14 protein-coding genes are annotated in these 18,174 nt (G+C 48.4%); 7 read left to right on the top strand and 7 right to left on the bottom strand.

Annotation, left to right across the window (positions count from 1 at the left end; all coding sequences use genetic code 11):
* Nucleotides 1-127 precede the first annotated feature (127 nt).
* Nucleotides 128-1,219: a saccharopine dehydrogenase family protein gene (locus AC07OI_RS03875; RefSeq protein ID WP_492703077.1), complete on the bottom strand. Its 1,092-nt coding sequence runs from the start codon at nucleotides 1,217-1,219 to the stop codon at nucleotides 128-130.
* A 163-nt stretch (nucleotides 1,220-1,382) separates the two neighbouring features.
* Between AC07OI_RS03875 and AC07OI_RS03870 the strand changes: the two genes are divergently transcribed.
* A complete protein-coding gene (locus AC07OI_RS03870; RefSeq protein WP_492703079.1) occupies nucleotides 1,383-1,829 on the top strand; it encodes an Lrp/AsnC family transcriptional regulator in 447 nt (148 codons plus the stop codon).
* Between the two features lie 50 nt (nucleotides 1,830-1,879).
* Here the strand turns inward: AC07OI_RS03870 and AC07OI_RS03865 are convergent, their stop codons facing one another.
* The gene (locus tag AC07OI_RS03865) at nucleotides 1,880-2,218 is read right to left on the bottom strand and encodes a hypothetical protein (RefSeq protein ID WP_492703080.1); all 339 of its coding nucleotides are present in this window, start codon (nucleotides 2,216-2,218) and stop codon (nucleotides 1,880-1,882) included.
* 124 nt (nucleotides 2,219-2,342) lie between these two features.
* Complete coding sequence (locus AC07OI_RS03860) at nucleotides 2,343-2,657, bottom strand: hypothetical protein (RefSeq protein WP_495256359.1); 315 nt, start codon at nucleotides 2,655-2,657, stop codon at nucleotides 2,343-2,345.
* A gap of 225 nt (nucleotides 2,658-2,882) precedes the next feature.
* Between AC07OI_RS03860 and AC07OI_RS03855 the strand changes: the two genes are divergently transcribed.
* Nucleotides 2,883-4,952 carry a prolyl oligopeptidase family protein gene (locus AC07OI_RS03855; RefSeq protein ID WP_495256358.1) on the top strand — a complete coding sequence of 690 codons (2,070 nt, stop codon included), beginning with the start codon at nucleotides 2,883-2,885 and terminating at the stop codon, nucleotides 4,950-4,952.
* A gap of 271 nt (nucleotides 4,953-5,223) precedes the next feature.
* Nucleotides 5,224-7,605, top strand: coding sequence for a TonB-dependent receptor (locus tag AC07OI_RS03850; RefSeq protein ID WP_495256357.1), 2,382 nt, complete (start codon nucleotides 5,224-5,226; stop codon nucleotides 7,603-7,605).
* Nucleotides 7,606-7,640: 35 nt separating this feature from the next.
* Here AC07OI_RS03850 and AC07OI_RS03845 read toward each other — a convergent pair whose 3' ends face one another.
* Genes AC07OI_RS03845 through kbl form a run of 3 tightly spaced genes read right to left on the bottom strand, consistent with a single transcriptional unit; the run spans nucleotide 7,641 to nucleotide 11,255 of the window.
* On the bottom strand, nucleotides 7,641-9,023 hold the full coding sequence (locus tag AC07OI_RS03845) for an L-serine ammonia-lyase (RefSeq protein WP_495256356.1): 1,383 nt from the start codon (nucleotides 9,021-9,023) through the stop codon (nucleotides 7,641-7,643).
* A 36-nt stretch (nucleotides 9,024-9,059) separates the two neighbouring features.
* Nucleotides 9,060-10,040 (bottom strand): NAD-dependent epimerase/dehydratase family protein, encoded by a 981-nt coding sequence (locus AC07OI_RS03840; RefSeq protein WP_495256355.1) that lies wholly within the window; start codon nucleotides 10,038-10,040, stop codon nucleotides 9,060-9,062.
* A gap of 9 nt (nucleotides 10,041-10,049) precedes the next feature.
* Nucleotides 10,050-11,255, bottom strand: coding sequence for a glycine C-acetyltransferase (gene kbl / locus AC07OI_RS03835; RefSeq protein ID WP_492703090.1), 1,206 nt, complete (start codon nucleotides 11,253-11,255; stop codon nucleotides 10,050-10,052).
* Nucleotides 11,256-11,464: 209 nt separating this feature from the next.
* On the opposite strand from kbl, the gene AC07OI_RS03830 reads away from it, so the two are divergent.
* The 4 genes from AC07OI_RS03830 (at nucleotide 11,465) to thrC (ending at nucleotide 17,186) form a co-directional block, all read left to right on the top strand.
* Nucleotides 11,465-12,037 (top strand): helix-turn-helix domain-containing protein, encoded by a 573-nt coding sequence (locus tag AC07OI_RS03830; RefSeq protein ID WP_423022116.1) that lies wholly within the window; start codon nucleotides 11,465-11,467, stop codon nucleotides 12,035-12,037.
* A gap of 133 nt (nucleotides 12,038-12,170) precedes the next feature.
* Nucleotides 12,171-14,477: an FdhF/YdeP family oxidoreductase gene (locus AC07OI_RS03825; RefSeq protein ID WP_495256354.1), complete on the top strand. Its 2,307-nt coding sequence runs from the start codon at nucleotides 12,171-12,173 to the stop codon at nucleotides 14,475-14,477.
* Between the two features lie 11 nt (nucleotides 14,478-14,488).
* Entirely contained in the window at nucleotides 14,489-15,604 is a 1,116-nt protein-coding gene (gene fdhD / locus AC07OI_RS03820) for a formate dehydrogenase accessory sulfurtransferase FdhD (protein WP_495256353.1), read from the top strand.
* A 121-nt stretch (nucleotides 15,605-15,725) separates the two neighbouring features.
* Entirely contained in the window at nucleotides 15,726-17,186 is a 1,461-nt protein-coding gene (gene thrC / locus AC07OI_RS03815) for a threonine synthase (RefSeq protein ID WP_495256352.1), read from the top strand.
* A gap of 99 nt (nucleotides 17,187-17,285) precedes the next feature.
* Here thrC and AC07OI_RS03810 read toward each other — a convergent pair whose 3' ends face one another.
* A complete protein-coding gene (locus AC07OI_RS03810) occupies nucleotides 17,286-17,678 on the bottom strand; it encodes a DUF6265 family protein (protein ID WP_495256351.1) in 393 nt (130 codons plus the stop codon).
* Between the last annotated feature and the right edge of the window lie 496 nt (nucleotides 17,679-18,174).

Below are 18,174 nucleotides of genomic sequence, written 5' to 3'. Positions count from 1 at the left end.
AAGGCAGACTTTCTTTTGGAAAGCCTGCCTTTATTGGGTTATTGGATGGGCTTAATGCCAGTGGCCGTATTGTACGTAATTGTAGCGCTGGCAGCGATCTTGTGCCCAGTTCAGCAATACCAGCTGATTACGCGGCGTAGTATTGACCAAAACGATTTGCAAGGAAGTCAGCAAGAACAGCTTGCTCCTGACGCACCAGACCATGTTGCGGCAATTTGCCTGTAACCACCAGATCAACCATGGCGCAAATGCCAGAGGCAGTTGTCAATTGTATGGCGGACAGCAATTGGCCATTGACTTTTTGGGCATAGATTTTCTTGGCGTAGGATTCTTGCTCCAGGCGACCATCGCGCATGCCGACGACACTGACAAACACAAGTACCACGTCCTGCTTGGTCATGGGGATAGCGGTTTCCATGACTTCTTTCAAGATAGGGCGGCGCTCCAGCTTGCCCAGTTGCAGGTCGCGTATCAGTACTTTGACGATATCGCGGTGACCTGGATAGCGCACTGTCTTGTAATTCAGGTTTTGTACTTTGCCTTCCAGGCTTTCGCACAAAGTGCCAAGGCCGCCGGAGGTGTTGAAGGCTTCGTAATCTATGCCATCGAGGGAGAAATGCTCGATTTCTTCCAAGGCTGCGGTTTCACGCAATTCGCCATCAACAATCGCTTCGCAAGGATTGCAATATTCATTGATCAGACCGTCCGTGCTCCAGGTCAGGTTGTATTTCAGTGCATTGTTAGGGAAGGTAGGCAGGGCACCAACGCGCATGCTGACATCGCGCAGGCTTTCAAAACGCTTGGCAACATCATTTGCCACAATGGAGATAAATCCTGGTGCCAGGCCGCATTGTGGTACGAAAGCGCAATCTGCACCTTCAGCCAACTGTTTGACGATGCGTGTGCTTTCCACGTCTTCAGTCAAATCAAAATAATGGGAATTGGCTTCGCGCGCTGCACCAGCGATGATGGGCGTCAAAAAGTAAGGGCAGGCTGACATGGTGACTTTATGACCGCGTATCAACTCGGTGACCGCCGCCTTATCACCCAAGTCAGCCTGGACGATGCGGGTATTCGGGAAGCCGGCTTGTTCTACATATTTCAGGCGTTCCGGGTCACGGTCTGCCACTGTGATTTCGTAATCGCCGGTGTGGGATAGCAAATTGAGAATAGCATCACCGATTTTGCCTGCACCCAGAAGTATTAGTTTGGTTGTCATGTTTGTCTCCAGTATCTATTTGTGTTGTAAATGAGTTGCAAATGAAAATATAAGATTGATACTGAAGTCTAGGCCCTAGTTTTGTCAGTTAATAGCAGCAAAGTTATCGTCATATTGTGTATTTACGAGATAATATGTCTAAATAATTAGACAAAATGACGATATGAAACCTGATCTTGATGAGATAGATGACAAAATCCTGGCTTTGTTGATGGATAACGCCCGCCTGCCAGTCACCAGTATCGCGAAATCAGTGGGTATAGCGAGAACTACCGTGATCGCCCGTATTGCTGCGCTGGAGAAGCGTGGCGTCATTGCCGGCTATGGTCTGAAGTTGAACCAGAAAATGGTGCAGCCGGCTGTCAGGGCCTATGTGGGCCTGTCGGTAGAGGCGCGTTATGCGGCTGGTTTGATTAAATATTTGCAGCAATTGCCTGAAACTGAGACGCTATGCGCAGTCAGTGGTGCAATCGACTATATGCTGACCTTGCGCTGTAGTAATACAGAAACCTTGGACAAGTTGCTCGATCAGATAGGGGCACTCGATGGCGTCAGACAGACTTCCACCTCGGTCATATTAAGTAAAAGGATAGATCGAGGAGCGCTGTAGGAATGGAGATGTACCCGAATAAGGCAATATCCGGGATGACCGGGGAAGGATTAAGTACTGCTGGCCGACTTTGCTTGTGATTTCTTATCTTCTGATGCTGTCTTTTTAGCCGCAGCAGGTACTGGTTGCGGATTGTCAGTAAAGCGCTGATTCGATTGCTGCAGTATTTGTAAATGCACGGATGCGCGGTCAACTCCGCTTCTGTCCAATTGCAATGGGGCGGGGCTTGCCGGTGTTTGCGCTGGCGCTTCTTGCATCACTTCTGTTGTCTTGTCCTGATCTTCATTCTGGGTAGGAATAGAAGGTGCAAACATAAAATCTTGTGAAAAAGCGATGCCAGCCAACAAGGTGGAGGATAGCACGCACAAGAAAATAGATTTTTTTAACATGATTGCCTGCAAATTAATAAGTGCTGCGGGTGTCAAAACCATTATTACTACAAACACTCAATAAGCTGTGAGTGAGCTTTATGCCAATTCTTGCAAAAGTAAATCTTTTGGATGATAGGAGATGTTAAACAAGCAATTGCGGTTTTTTATGTACACGCACTTTTGCCTGTTGAGTTTGTCTGTCTTGCTGGTCAAGTGCGAATTTTTCTTCAGTGCTGAGGCGTTTCGCTGCAATGAAGACAGTTTGCATCGTGTTACCAACTTGTTCGACATCAAAAGCTATCTTCTGTTGTTCTGTCAGTCTTTGCGCTGTTATTGTGACTGTGGCGATACTTGCTTTTGCAGCAAGTTTATTAATATATGTAGCCACTGGCACTATGGTAGCAGCAAATACGCAAATGGTTAAGAGTGTTAAATTGGTTTTCTTGACGATATTCATTTTTTTCTCCCAGGTTCTTCATGTGGTCTTGCGATGTAAGCACTTTAAGCAAGTTGCACTGTGCTTGCCATGCGTTTGCGATGAAATGCAGAAAGCAGGGGACGAAATTCAAGAATTGAAACATGAGCAGTGAAGCCTGTCCTAAAAAAGTAGGTGATTTTTGCAATTTTATGCAGGTGTGATGGATACTGTAGTCCTGTCAGGAAATAGAGGCTTGGAGCCGGCATGCTAGCAAAACAGAATATAAAACAGTTTTTATTGATACTCGGCATTTGGCCAGTATTTGCCTATGCTCAGTTGCAAGCCTGGGGTGATTACCCGGCCTTACCCAAGCAGGTGGCTACCGGGCAAGCAGATGCAGCGGTTGATACGTACCGGTCTCTGGAGTCCTTAAGTGACGCGCAAGTCCGCGCCTGGATGAAGAGACAGACAGATTTTAGCAATGCGGTACTGGCACGTATCAGCGGGCGCGATACCTTGCTGAAGCGTCTCAAGGTTTTGCAAAGTACAGAATTCGGTGCGGGCAGGTTGATCGAAGTGCGTGGCATGCAGTTTTTTACCCGCACTACGGCTGATAATCGGCAGCAGTTATTCATGCGTAACGCTGCCACCAGTGCCGAGCGCCTGCTGCTGTTGACAGAGCCAGGGCAGGGCATAGGGTTTTTTACGCCTGCTCTGGATGGTAGCATGGTTGCTGTCGATTTGTTGAGTAGCGGACGCCAGCGGCATAGTTTGCGTATTATCAAGACGAATGATGCAAGCATGCTCAAGGATAATCTGGATACGATCGCGCCTGACAGTAAGGAAATTGCCTGGAAACCTGATTCGACTGTTATTTACTATCGCAAGTCTCCAGTCAAACCTGGTGCCGATCGTGGCGCGATCTGGCAACATGTATTGGGAAGCAAGCTGGAAACTGATACTCCTTTGATAGGCCCAGGCGTCAGCAAGAACCGGAGGTTTGCAGCCAGCGATGTGGTGACGATCAAAAGCAGCATGAATTCTTCTTATCTGTTGGCCGAGGTTCAGCATGGGCAAAGCCAGGATCGTAGCTTGTATCTGGTCAAGCAAGACCAGCTAAAGGGGGCGGCAACTGCCTGGCAAAGATTGGCTGCGCCAACAGACAAACTCAGGAATGCTTGGCTGACAGGTGAACAGCTTTATCTGCTATCAAGCAAAAAGAAGAGCACAGGAGCGATCCTGAAGCTGGATTTAAAAACCCTACAATTGAACATGGCAAAGGAAATACTGTCTGCCAGTAGCGATGAATTGCTGGATATTGCAGTAGCAAAAAATGCTTTGTATGTCCATGTTGCTGAGGCGGGCTATAGCAAGCTCATCAAGATGGAGCTGGATGGCGGGAAAAAAGAAGAGCTGGCTTTGCCTTACTCTGGCCGTGTCAGTGAGCTGAATGCCGATGCAGAAACAGATGGTGCCTTGTTTGTATTGGAAGCTGCAAATGCAGCACCGCTATCTTATCGCGCTTTAGCCGGTGGGCAAATCAGGAATGTAGAAGTTTTCCGTTCGCCGCAAGTTGGCTTTCATCGCGTCGCCAGCAAAAACCTGAACATCACGAAACCGGGCAGCAATAAACAAATTGCGTTGACGCTGTTATACCCGCAAGGTATGGAGCTTGATGGTAAGCATCCATTATTGCTGACCATGGAAACTGGTACTGGTTTGTCGAAGTTGGCGAAGTTCGATGCCTTGCGCCTGGCCTGGCTGGAGCAGGATGCTGTGATGGCGATTGTCTATGTCCCTGCAAATGAGAATCTTAAGCAAAAAAACACTAATGATGGCCTTGATGAGTTTCTTGCAGCAGCTGATTATCTGGTGAGTGAAGGCTATACAAGTTCCGGGAAGCTGGTCACGCAAGAGCCAAGTCCGGGTAAACGCTGGTTGGCGCAAGTTATCAGTCAGCGCCCGGATTTATTTGCTGCTGCACAAAGTGCGGCCATACAGTCTGAATCGCTCAATGTTGGTAAATCCAAAAAAATGACTGCTGCAGATAAAACCAGGCTTGCAAGTGCCAATCCCTACATGAACTTGCGTGATGGTCAGTCTTATCCTGCAACCCTTATCTCTGCCCGTTTTGGTATTGCTGATACGCCGATCTGGATGAGTAGTAAATTTATTACCCGCTTGCAGGTAGCTAACGCCAAGAAATCCAGGCCAGCACTATTCCGTACCGACTTTGCCAATGCCTGGAAGTACGATGCACTCGCGGAACAAGCTGACAATTGGGCATTCTTGCTATGGCAGACCGGGCAAAAGGGCTTTTCTCTGATGCCCTGAATTAGCACTGCGATCATCAACTTCGTCTTCGGTAGCTTGTCCGCAAGCTGCCAATGTTACTAATGTCACCCCAAGGCTACACTTGGGGTGATATTTTTTTGTCTATATCACATTTATTGTATTATCTACATTGAAATTATGAGAATGATAAATTTGTGGAGCCATGGATTCCTTGCCTATTCCCAGTCCCCTTTTCTGTGTTTTTGCCTTATTTTTTTTCAGTCTTGCTAATCAGGCAAGGGCTGCAACTGAAATAATCATTAGCCCCCCAGTGGAAATCATAGGCATCACCGCCTTGCCTGGTACAGGTTTAAGCAAGCAACAAATCCCGGCCTCCGTACAGACTGCCAATAGCAAGGACATGGAGAAGAGCGGGGCACTAAATATCGCTGATTTCTTCAATCGCTATCTGGGTAGCGTGCATGTCAATGATGTGCAGGGCAATCCTTTTATGAATGACGTAAACTACCGTGGCTACACGGCATCGCCATTATTAGGAACCCCGCAAGGATTATCTGTTTATCTGGATGGTGTGCGTTTGAATCAGCCATTTGGCGATGTAGTGATGTGGGATTTGATTCCAAAATCTGCTATTTCTTCCGTGACGCTGATGTCGGGATCGAACCCTTTATTCGGCCTCAATACACTTGGCGGTACTTTATCGCTGCAAACCAAAGATGGCCGACATGATGCTGCAACTTCGCTGGAGCTAGGTGCAGGCTCATACGCACGTCGCAATGTTAGCATTGAGCATGGTGGGGCAAATCAGCAAGGCCTGGACTGGTACTTTACCGCCAATAATTATCAGGAAGATGGCTGGCGGGATGTTTCACCATCAAAACTCAGGCAATTCTTTGGTAAGCTGGGCTGGCATGACAACAAAAGCGAACTCAAGCTTGGCTATGCATGGGCTAGCAGCGAGATGACCGGTAATGGATCGCAGGAGCAACAGTTACTGGACAATCGCTATGCCAGCGTGTTCACCGTGCCAGATGTGACAAAAAACCGGGCCAGTTTTGTCAACGTGGAAGCCAGAACTAATCTTGTTGGCACTTTGCAATTATCGGGAAATGCCTACTACCGCAGCACCCATACTGCCACCACGAACGGTGACCTGAACGAGGAGGCTCTAGGTGAATCCCTGTATTACACTGGTCAAACGGCGGACAAGAACTGGTTGCTGGCGCATGCTTATAATCCGGTGATTGAAAGCAGCAACAGCAGGACAAGTTCTACTTTTTCCTTCCCCAGTTTGCGCTGTATTGCCCAGGCAGGGACGAATACTGAGCCCAACGAAAAATGCACGGGCATTATTACCAATGCCAGCACCCACCAGCAAAATTATGGCCTCAGCGCGCAATTGAGTTCACTAAGCAAAGCGCCTGGATATAGTAACCATGTGGTCTTCGGTGCTGCTTATGATGCCAGTCGCACCAGCTTTAATCAGGCCAGCCAGTTTGGCTACCTGAACCCTGATCACAGCATCACTGCCGTCAATGCTTATGCAGACGGCACACAAAATTCTGAAAATGCTTTCGACCAGCGCGTCAATCTGGATGGGCAAACAAGAACCTGGAGCATGTTTGGCAGTGACACCCTGACGTTGGCAGACGCCTGGCATTTGACGGTGTCCGCTCGTTACAATAACACCAGGCTAAAAAATACTGACCGACTCTATCCCTATAACAACGCCACTACCAAGGGCGCTCAGCGCGGTTCTCTGGATGGGGATCATGTTTTCAGGCGTTTTAATCCAGCTGTTGGTGTTAGTTATGTGGCAAATCCCGCCTTGAATATCTATGCAGGTTACAGCGAGGGCAGCAGGGCGCCAACTTCCATAGAACTGGGCTGTGCTGACCCTGACTTTGGCTGTCGCTTGCCAAATTCAATGGCGGGCGACCCGGCATTAAAGCAGGTCATTTCCAAAACATGGGAAGCTGGCCTGCGTGGCAAGTTGCCAGGAAAGATTGTATGGAGCGCAGGTGTTTTCAGAGGAACAAACGAAGATGACATCCTGTTCGTGGCCAATTCTACTGCAACTGGTTATTTCAAGAACTTTGGGCAAACCAGGCGGCAAGGATTTGAGGCAGGCATTGCGAGCAATCAGGATAATTTCAGTTATGGACTGAACTATACCTGGATGAAAGCAAGTTACCAGAGTGCAGATATCCTGGGTTCGCAAAATAACAACCTGGCAAATGCCAGTGCCAATATCAGCGTCAAGCCCGGAGACCAGATGCCGCTGATCCCTCAGCAAATTTTTAAAGCCAATGTAAATTATGAATTCAATGCACAAATCTCGGCAGGCATTGAAGTATTGGCTGTTGGCAAGAGTTTTGTGCGGGGTAATGAAAACAATGCTCATGTACCTGATGGACTGACAAATTTGGGGTCGGGTAATATGTCAGGGTATGCAGTAGTCGGCCTGTCTGCGGGCTACAGACCAAACCCGCAATGGAAATTCTCTGTCAATGTCAGCAATCTGTTTGATCGGCGTTATTACACGGCTGGACAGCTTGGTCCATATGCAATCGCCGCCAATGGTGGTTACAGCAATTCTGACAGCAAAGGAACGACTTTTTACACTCCAGGCGCGCCACGAATGATATGGCTGGGCGTGCGTTATAGTTTTGGAGTCAAGGCCAAGGAATGAAGCACTGTTGCAGTGCTTCATTTGACTTCGAGATATTAGCAGGCTGCGTAGTTAACGGTAACCACATGCACGGCCAAGCCACCTAATGAGGTTTCCTTGTATTTAGCCTGCATGTCAAAGCCGGTTGCGCGCATGGTTTCTATCACGTCATCCAGGCTGACATGATGTGTGCCATCACTGCGCAAAGACAGCGAAGCGGCAGTAATCGCCTTGACCGCGCCCATGCCATTGCGTTCTATACAGGGGATTTGCACCAGCCCACCAATAGGGTCACAAGTCATGCCCAGGTGATGCTCAATACCAATTTCAGCGGCTGATTCGATTTGCTCATTGGTGCCGCCCAAAGCAGCAGTCAGGCCCGCTGCAGCCATGGCGCATGCCACGCCAACTTCGCCCTGGCAACCAATTTCAGCCCCAGAAATGGAAGCATTGGTTTTGCATAGCATACCTATGGCAGACGCTGCCAGCATGAAATTGCGTATACCTTGTTCCGGGTGGCTGGGTTTGCAGTCTTCTGCGTAATAGCGCAACACTGCCGGGATAATGCCAGCTGCACCATTGGTTGGTGCAGTAACGACGCGGCCACCAGCAGCATTTTCTTCATTGACTGCCATGGCATACAGACTGACACGGTGCAGGCCATCATGCGGCAATACGTCGGCAGTTTCATTGGCGGCGCGCCATAATTTGGCGGCGCGACGCTTGACGTGCAAACCGCCAGGCAATTCGCCGGATGTTTGCAGACCACGTGAAATACAGCCCTTCATGACTGCCCAAATTTTATCCAGGCCTGCATCCAGTTCCTCATCGGTGCAATAGACATTTTCATTGGCGCGCAACATGTCCGTAATGGATAAGCCCGTACGCTTGCCATGGGCCAGCAGTTCTGCCATGGTTGCAAAAGGATAGGGCAGGGGTTTCTTGTCTGTATTTTCAGCGCTATCGGTATTCTCCAGTTCTTCTGCCGAATAAATGAAGCCACCACCGGTAGAGTAATAAATTTTTTCAAAACTGCTGCCGTCATTGCGCGTCAGTATGAATTTCATGCCATTGGGGTGACCCGGCAAGACTTCTTGCTTAAACCACAGCATATCGGTGGCGGTATCGAACTTGACGGGGTACTCACCCAATAAATTCAATTTTCCTGAGGTTGCCAGGTTGGTGAGTTTTTCGTCGACACTTTCGGGAGCGACATCCTGTGGGGTCTCGCCCATCAAGCCTAGCAAAACTGCTTTGTCAGTCGCATGGCCATGGCCAGTTAATGCGAGTGAGCCATACAGGGTGACTTGTATTTTCGATGCTTTATACAGATCGGCAGATTCAAGTAAAAAACGGCGGGCCGCGAGCATGGGGCCAACCGTATGGGAACTGGACGGACCCACGCCTATTTTAAATAACTCGAATACTCGCATGTCCATCAATTCACCTCTTTTTTACTAGTCTCTGATAATTATTTATGCGGCCTGACTTAATCCCTTTAACTCCTTTTGATCGACACGAATATTTTTCAGCATGTCTTCCACCAGTTGTTGCAGGCCTACTTGTGCTTGCCAGCCCCAGTCGGCTCGCGCCACGGCGTCATCCAGGCTCTGTGGCCAGGATGCGGCGATTGCCTGACGGCTGTCAGGCGCGTAGTGTATGTCAAATGCAGGCAAATTTTGTTTGATTGCAAACGCTAATTCCCGTGGATTAAAGCTTAAACCTGCAACATTATAGGAAGAACGTATAGAAAGTTTGGCCGTTGGCGCATCCATCAATGAAATGGTGGCACGTATGGCATCTGGCATGTAAATCATTGGTAAACTGGTTTCTGACTCCAGGAAACATTCATAGGTTTCGCCACGCAGAGCTGAGTGGAAAATAGCTATCGCATAGTCTGTGGTGCCGCCGCCCGGAGGGGACTTATAACTGATAATGCCCGGGTAACGTATGCTGCGTACATCAACACCATACTTCTGGAAGTAATATTCGCACAGTCGTTCGCCTGCCAGTTTGCTGATGCCGTAAATGGTGCTGGGGTCCATTACCGTATATTGTGGCGTATTGACTGGTGGCGTGTTCGGACCGAATGCAGCAATCGATGATGGCCAGAATACTTTCAGGGGTTTACCAGCTTCATTGCGGACGCGTGCAAGTTCCAGGATATTGAGCAGGCCATCCATGTTCAGGGTCCAGGCTTTCAATGGTGCTTGTTCACCCGTAGCTGACAGCATGGCTGCCAGTTGGTAGACCTGGGTAATATCGTATTGAGCGACGACTTGCGCCAGTCTTTCTGTATTTAATACATCAATGACTTCATAGATTTTTGCGCCATACAGGCTCTCTGACCTGATGTCAGCGGCGATGACATTATTGGCGCCATGCTGGTTTGCCAGTGCTTCTACCAACTCGCTGCCGATCTGGCCATTGGCACCGATCACTAATATACGTTCCATGGATATCCCTTACTTAATGATGTTTAATTCGCGGCCAGCCTGAGCAAATGCAGCCAGGGCAGTATTTAATTGTTCAGTCGTATGTGCGGCAGACAGTTGTACGCGTACCCGGGCTTGGCCCATCGGTACCACTGGGTAAAAGAAGCCTGTCACTAATACACCAAGCTCATACAGGCGTGCAGCAAATTTCTGCGCAACTGGAGCATCAAACAGCATGACGGGGACGACAGGATGGGTGCCTGGCTTGATGGTAAAGCCTAAAGTCTCAATTTCACGGCGGAAATGCGCAGTATTCGCATGCAGGCGGTCACGCAGCTCGGTGGAATTGGACAGACGTTCCAAAACAGATAGCGAGGCACCCGCTATGGAAGGCGCGAGAGTATTCGAAAATAGGTAAGGCCGGGACTTTTGACGCAAGGTATCTATCACTTCCTTGCGTGCTGCTGTGAAACCACCCATGGCGCCACCCAGTGCTTTCCCTAATGTGCCTGTGATGATATCAATGCGACCCAATACATTGTGGTGTTCATGAGTGCCGCGACCAGTTGCGCCCATGAAGCCGGATGCGTGGCATTCATCTATCATGACTAGTGCATCATATTTGTCAGCCAGGTCGCAAATTTTGTCGAGTTGGGCTATCGTGCCGTCCATGGAGAACACGCCGTCAGTCACGATGATGCGATGACGCTTGTCAGCAGCGGAGATCAATTGTTTTTCCAGGTCAGCCATGTCGTTATGGGTATAACGGAAACGTGCTGCCTTGCACAGGCGTATGCCGTCAATGATGGAGGCATGATTCAGCGCATCAGAGATGATGGCATCATTTTCATCAAACAAAGGCTCAAATACGCCACCATTGGCATCAAATGCGGCTGCATACAGAATGCAGTCTTCTGTGCCGAGAAAGCTCGACAGTGCTTTTTCGAGTTGCTTGTGGACTGTTTGTGTACCGCAGATAAAGCGTACAGAGGATAGACCGTACCCGTATTGCTCAGTCGCCGCGATGGATGCCTGAACCATGGATTCATCACCAGACAAGCCCAGGTAATTGTTGGCGCACAAATTGATGAGCTTGCGGCCATCATCGCAAGTGACTTCAGAACCCTGGCGGGATGCGATCACGCGTTCTGGCTTGTACAGACCTTGTTCGCGTAAATTGTCCAGATTGCCAGCCAAATTGCTGATGAAGTTTGTCCTGGAAGTGTTCTGGCTCATGATGTCCCCTGATTGCTGTTGTGTTGCTGTGCGGATTGAATGTTTTCAGCCAATTATTACTTAATCACTGGCAATTTCATGCTTGCGTTTCAATGGCACTGTTACACTATTGTTGGAAATTTCTAAAATAGTTGAATAATTCAATATCTAGAACTAAAGTTCGATATATCGAATATTAAGCTAGCTTTTTTACTGATGCAAGAGTCTCTATGAAAAAAGTTTTACCCAATACCCCGCCAGAAGTGGGCGCGACTTTGCAAAAAATGCGTCTGGAGCGTGGCCTGACGCTGGAGGATTTGTCGCGCACCGCTGGCGTGTCAAAGTCCATGCTGTCCCAAATAGAAAGAGAAAAGGCTAATCCCACTATAGCCGTTGCATGGAGATTGGCAAATGCCCTGGGCGTCAGTATCGCGGAGCTGCTGTCATCAGAATCACCCAAGCTGGACACGATACGGGTACTGGAATCGCATGAAACACCTACATTGCCGGGTGAACATGCGGGTTATATCCTGCGTATACTTGGCCCTATGGAACTGGCGGGTAAATATGAGTGGTATGAGTTGACGCTGGCACCGGGTGGTGCGCTGGTGTCGAATTCTCATGACCCTGGAGCATCCGAGCATCTCACTTTACTGCATGGCAGTGTTGAGGTTGAAGTCGATGGCGTATGCAAAAAGCTGAAACTGGGGGCAACCGCACGTTATAACGCTGACAAGAATCATGCCATACGTAATCTGGGTAAAACTGAGGCCAAAGCTTTGCTGGTGGTTATTCATCGATAGCGCTCAACGGCGATGCTGAAGCATGGATTCTGGTAACATTTGGATTGAAAACTTGTTCGCCACATAATATTTTGCCACCTGGCTGCAATAATGTTGGTCGTATCAAGCCTTGGTAGTGTGGAGATTAAGCAGCATGAGTAAGAACGAAACAATTAAAGTATATGATCGGCCAGCGGGTGGCTGGGGCGCATTGAAAAGTGTTGCCCAGCAAATCATAGAACAAGGTATACCTGGCAAAGGGGCGTTGACCCTGTTGTCCGCCAATCAGCCTGATGGCTTTGATTGCCCGGGTTGTGCCTGGCCAGATGCCGATCACACATCGACCTTTGAATTTTGTGAAAATGGTGCCAAGGCAGTGGCGGCTGAATCGACTGCACGCCGCGCTACCCCAGAACTGATCGCCAGTTTGACAGTGAGTGAATTGGCAGAGAAGTCTGATCACTGGCTGGAAGCGCAGGGGCGTTTGACCCAGCCCATGCAATATGACCGCGCCAGTGACAGATATAAAGTCATTAGCTGGAATCAGGCTTTTGAGCTGATTGCGGCTCGTCTGAATGCCTTGCCAACACCTGACGATGCGATTTTCTATACCTCAGGTCGTACCAGTAACGAGGCTGCTTTCCTGTATCAGTTATTTGTACGTGAATTTGGTACCAATAATTTTCCTGATTGCTCAAACATGTGTCATGAGCCTTCTGGCTTTGCCATGCGTGAAGCCATAGGTGTAGGCAAGGGAACGGTATTGCTGTCTGACTTCCAGATTGCCGATGCGATTTTGATTTTTGGTCAAAACCCTGGCACCAATCATCCACGCATGTTGGGTGAGTTGCGTTCTGCGGCCAAGCGTGGTGCTGCCATTGTGTCTTTCAATCCCTTGCGTGAGCGCGGCCTGGAGAAATTTCAGAACCCGCAAAATGCGCTGGATATGCTGACAGATCAGTCGTCGACCATTTCATCTGATTATTTCCAGTTGAAAATTGGCGGGGATCTGGCAACCGTCAAGGGCATGATCAAATGTGTGCTGGAAGCAGATCAACTGGCGCAAGCTGAAGGGCGACACAGAGTTGTCGATGTAGAGTTTATCTCTGAACATACCGCCAATTTTGAGCAATTTGCCGCTGAAGCATTGGCAGAACCTTGGGATGTTATTGTCAGAGAATCTGGCCTGGACCGTGCGCAGATACAACGTGCGGCCGATATCTATATGGGTGCTGGCAAAGTCATTGCCTGCTGGGGTATGGGCATCACCCAGCACAAACATTCTGTGGCAACCATACAGATGATTGTTAACTTACTGCTCTTGCGCGGCAATATAGGCCGCCCTGGTGCGGGCCCATGTCCGGTGCGTGGGCACAGTAATGTGCAGGGTGATCGTACCATGGGCATCATAGAAAAACCAAAGCAAGCATTTCTTGAGCGTCTGGGGCAGGTATTTGATTTCACGCCGCCGCAAAAACATGGCCATGACACTGTAGGTGCTATTGAGGCTATGTTGCATGAAGGTGGTAAAGTATTTTTTGGCATGGGCGGGAATTTTGCCACGGCAACGCCAGATACAGAAGTCACTCACAAAGCACTGAAAAATTGCGCGTTGACCGTGCATGTGACTACCAAGCTCAACCGTAGTCATTTGATTTGCGGTCATGAAGCCATCATCTTGCCTTGCCTGGGACGTACTGAAATAGATATCCAGGAAACTGGACCACAGGCAGTGACAGTGGAGGATTCCATGAGTATGGTACATCTGTCATCTGGTATCAATCCACCAGCCTCTACAGATTTACTGTCTGAAGTAGCCATTGTTGCGCGTCTGGCGCAAGCTACCCTGAAAGACCGTAGCAAAACACCGTGGGCCTGGTTGCTGGCTGACTATAGCCGCATACGTGACAAGATCGCTGCTGTATTTGATGACTTTGCTGACTTTAATGCACGCGTCAAAGTGCCGGGTGGCTTCCATTTGCGTAATACCGCGGCCGAAAGACTATGGCTAACAGCAACCAGCAAAGCTAATTTCAATACTCATGCTGTTCCGGTTGACTTGCCGATACATCAGGCTAGAAGGAGCAGGCAGTCACCCGTTTTCAATCTGGCTACCATGCGTTCGCATGATCAATATAATACGACTATCTATGGCATGAATGACCGTTACCGTGGCGTATTCGGTGAGCGTCGCGTACTGTTCATAGCTCAGGAAGATATCAGTGCTTTGGGCATGCAGGCAGGTGACTGGGTAGATATGGAAAGTCTGTGTGACGACGGTGTAAGGCGTCAGGCAAAGCGTTTCATGCTGGTGGCCTACAACATTCCTCAGGGGTGCCTGGCTGCCTACTTCCCAGAGACGAATGGCCTGGTACCTTTATCAAGTTTTGCTGATCATGCACGTACGCCCACATCCAAATCGATACCCGTGATCATCCGCGCGCATCAAGTACAGGTTTAATGCGGGTTTCAATGGAATCGCTAAATTATTCGCAGGATCAACTTAGCCATGCCTTGATGGCAGAACTGGCCCAGCATACAGAAGCTTTGTCATTGCCACGTCTGTGCAAAAAGCTAGGGGTGCGACAAAGTACTTTGCTGCGCTGTATAGCCTATCTGGGTGAAGAATCTATTGGCCAGCACACGGGGGCGGGATGGGTCCATCTGCAGCAAGATGGTGAACGCAGCTTGCTCAGCCTGACTAAAGAAGGACGAAGGGTTTGCGAAGCGGCGACGGGCCAGTCTGATGGTGAGCCTGCGACGCTGGCGGGCGTTGTAAGTCGCAAGGTGCAAAGGCATGCATTCTCCAACCATATCGCCGAGGACTTGATGGACCATATTGCACAGGAAGTGCCGGTTGCTCTGGTCTATAACGGTATTTCTCATGCAGTCATGCTGGCTACCCCCTTGGATCTGGAAGACTTTGCGCTTGGCTTCAGTTTGTCTGAAGCTATAGTCGATGATGTTAGTGAAATCTATGACATGGAGTGCCAGTCAAATCCAGAAGTGCCGGGCATAGAGGTGCAAATGCAGATATCGGCAGCGAGGTTTGCTGCGTTAAAAGAGCGTCGTCGCCATCTTGCAGGCAATACTGGTTGTGGCTTGTGTGGCAAAGATAGTTTGCAGGCTTTGCAAATGGATCTGACAATGATCAAGATTGAGTCTCCTCAGCAATTGTCGCGAGCCAGTTTGCTAAAAGCACTGGAGGGCTTGAGTTCTTTGCAGTCTATTAATTTACAAACGGGTGCTGTGCATGCTGCTGCCTGGGTCAATATGCAGGGTGAAATTCTGGTATTGCGTGAAGATGTCGGCCGACATAATGCCCTGGATAAATTACTGGGTGCTTTGGCAATTGCAAAAGTAAAAACCAAGTTGCAAGTTGAAGGTTTTGTCCTGATGAGTAGCCGGCTTAGTTATGAGTTGGTACAAAAAGCAGCACGTGCCAATATTGCCATATTAGCCGCATTATCTGCGCCAACTGCGCTTGCGATTGATCTTGCAGAGCAGGCGGGCATTTGCCTGATAGGCTTTGTGAGACAGCATGGTTATGTGGTTTACTCGCATCCCGAAAGGCTGCTGGCCGAATGAAGCAGGGATGAAATTGGATTTTCGCCAAATTTACAGAGGTTTTAAGCCTGCAAGAAAGTTATAATAGAAAGAATATTCGTTCTATCCTTCCAATCAATTTTCCAATTCATCCTGTCGACTTATGCAATACGCTTCAACACGCGGGCATACCGCAGCACAAAATTTCTCGGAAATACTCTTAGGTGGTTTGGCTCCCGATGGTGGCCTTTATCTGCCAACAACTTACCCTCAGGTAACTGACGTCGAGCTGGATGCCTGGCGCAAGCTGTCTTATGCCGGGCTGGCATTTGAAGTCTTGAAGAAATTTGCCACAGATATTCCCGAAGCTGATTTAAGGATGCTGGCAGACAAGACTTATACGTCAGATATCTACAAAAATGCACGTAATGATGAGTCTGCGGCGCAAATTACCCCCTTGCGTGTATTGCAAGACAAGGATGGCCGCAAGCTGGTATTGCAGGCATTGTCGAATGGCCCAACTCTGGCATTCAAAGACATGGCTATGCAATTACTGGGCAATTTGTTTGAATACACACTGGCAAAGAATGGCGCAGAGTTGAATATCTTTGGCGCCACTTCTGGTGACACTGGCAGTGCTGCTGAATATGCGATGCGCGGCAAGAAGGGGATACGTGTTTTCATGTTGTCTCCGAACAAGAAAATGAGTGCTTTCCAGACTGCCCAGATGTTCAGTCTGCAAGACCCGAATATTTTCAATATCGCCGTTGAAGGCGTGTTTGATGATTGCCAGGATATGGTCAAGGCAGTGTCAAATGATCTGGAATTCAAGAACCGCCAAAAAATAGGTACGGTCAATTCGATTAACTGGGCACGTGTGGTAGCGCAGGTGGTGTATTACTTCCGAGGTTACCTGAGCGCGACTACCAGCAATGAGCAAAAAGTTTCATTTACTGTGCCGTCTGGTAATTTCGGTAATATCTGCGCTGGCCATATTGCCCGCATGATGGGTTTGCCTATTGATAAGCTGGTTGTGGCGACCAATGAAAACGATGTGCTGGATGAATTTTTCCGCACCGGCATTTATCGCGTGCGCAAATCGGCAGAAACCTGGCATACGACCAGCCCATCCATGGATATCTCCAAGGCGTCGAATTTTGAACGTTTTATCTATGATTTACTGGATAGGGACGCTACCCGCGTTACGGCCCTGTTCAGGAAAGTTGAAACCGAAGGTGGCTTTGATTTGTCAGGTAAGCCAGGCAGCGATGGCGATGAATTCAACAAGATTGCCAGGTTTGGTTTTGTATCAGGTAAATCTGTGCATGCAGACCGCTTGCAAACCATACGTCAGGTAGAGAAAGAATTTAACATCACCATCGATACGCATACTGCGGATGGCATTAAAGTCGCATTTGAGCATCTGCAAGAGGGTGTGCCCATGGTAGTGCTGGAAACAGCCTTGCCAGCCAAATTCAACGAAACGATCAAGGAGGCATTGGGTCGTGATGCTGAGCGCCCGGCTGGCTTTGAAAATATAGAAGCACTGCCGCAACGATTTGAAGTCATGGCTGCCGATGTGGATGCAATGAAAGCTTACATCGCAAAAAATACCGGTCTGTAATGAAAGTGTTTTGATCGTAACACCCAATATACCTAATAGATATTCAATAAAAAAACCGCTTGATGCGGTTTTTTTATTGGGTGTTGGAAAAGCAATTCATTATTGTTTATTGCAATTAATCTTCTGCATAGGGAAATCGATTCCCTTTTCCTGATCTTTCATCTTGCCTTCTATGCGCCCGAGCAAGCTGCCGTCTGCATTCAATTGATAGATGACACGCTGAGGGAATTCAGGCCTGGGATTTTCAAAAACCACCCTTTGCTTTTCCAGTGACAGTAATTGAAAACTGGCCTCTTGTTTACCTGAGGGGAGGGCTGTAAAAATCAGGCTATCTCCATTTTCTTGTATGCGCATGAATTCCCATGCGACGGTTTTGGATTTGCGCACCGTACGGCCCATGCCCAGCATGGAACCACCTGCGGGTACCAGCCAATGTTCTTCCGATCCCGTCTCGGCACCTGCTGCCTGCCAGCAACCTTGTAACCATTGCATATCTTGTATGTTATTGGCAGCCCAACTGCAATTGGTAAGCAATATTGCGGTACTAATAGCTAATTTGATTTTTAATTGCATACTGCTCTCCAATATAAGTCTGGCTTTGCATGGTATGGTTTTCGAGTTCTAGTATAGATGCAAGATAGGCTTTTTATGTTGATTATTACGTGATTAATACTTGGCGCAACACATTGAAGCAATGTATAAAAATCATAAGGTGATTGCAGAAAAAGAAATAATTTAAACAATCCATTTAAAAGTCTCGTAAATATTTTTCACATTTTCAGTTAATGTGATTTGTGTCACATAGAAAAACAATCTCACATGCTAATCTGCGGTCGCTAAAAAGAATCAGCTCTAAAGAAATTTAGAATTTTTATGTTTCATACCAACAATTAATAAACAGGAAACTTCACATGGCCAACACAGCAGCAGACATCCAAAAGCTTTACATCGCCTACTTCAACCGTCCAGCAGACCCAAATGGTCTGGC

This window comes from Undibacterium sp. GW821-FHT07F11, from assembly GCF_059418665.1.
This window is presented reverse-complemented; position numbering and strand designations above follow the sequence as displayed.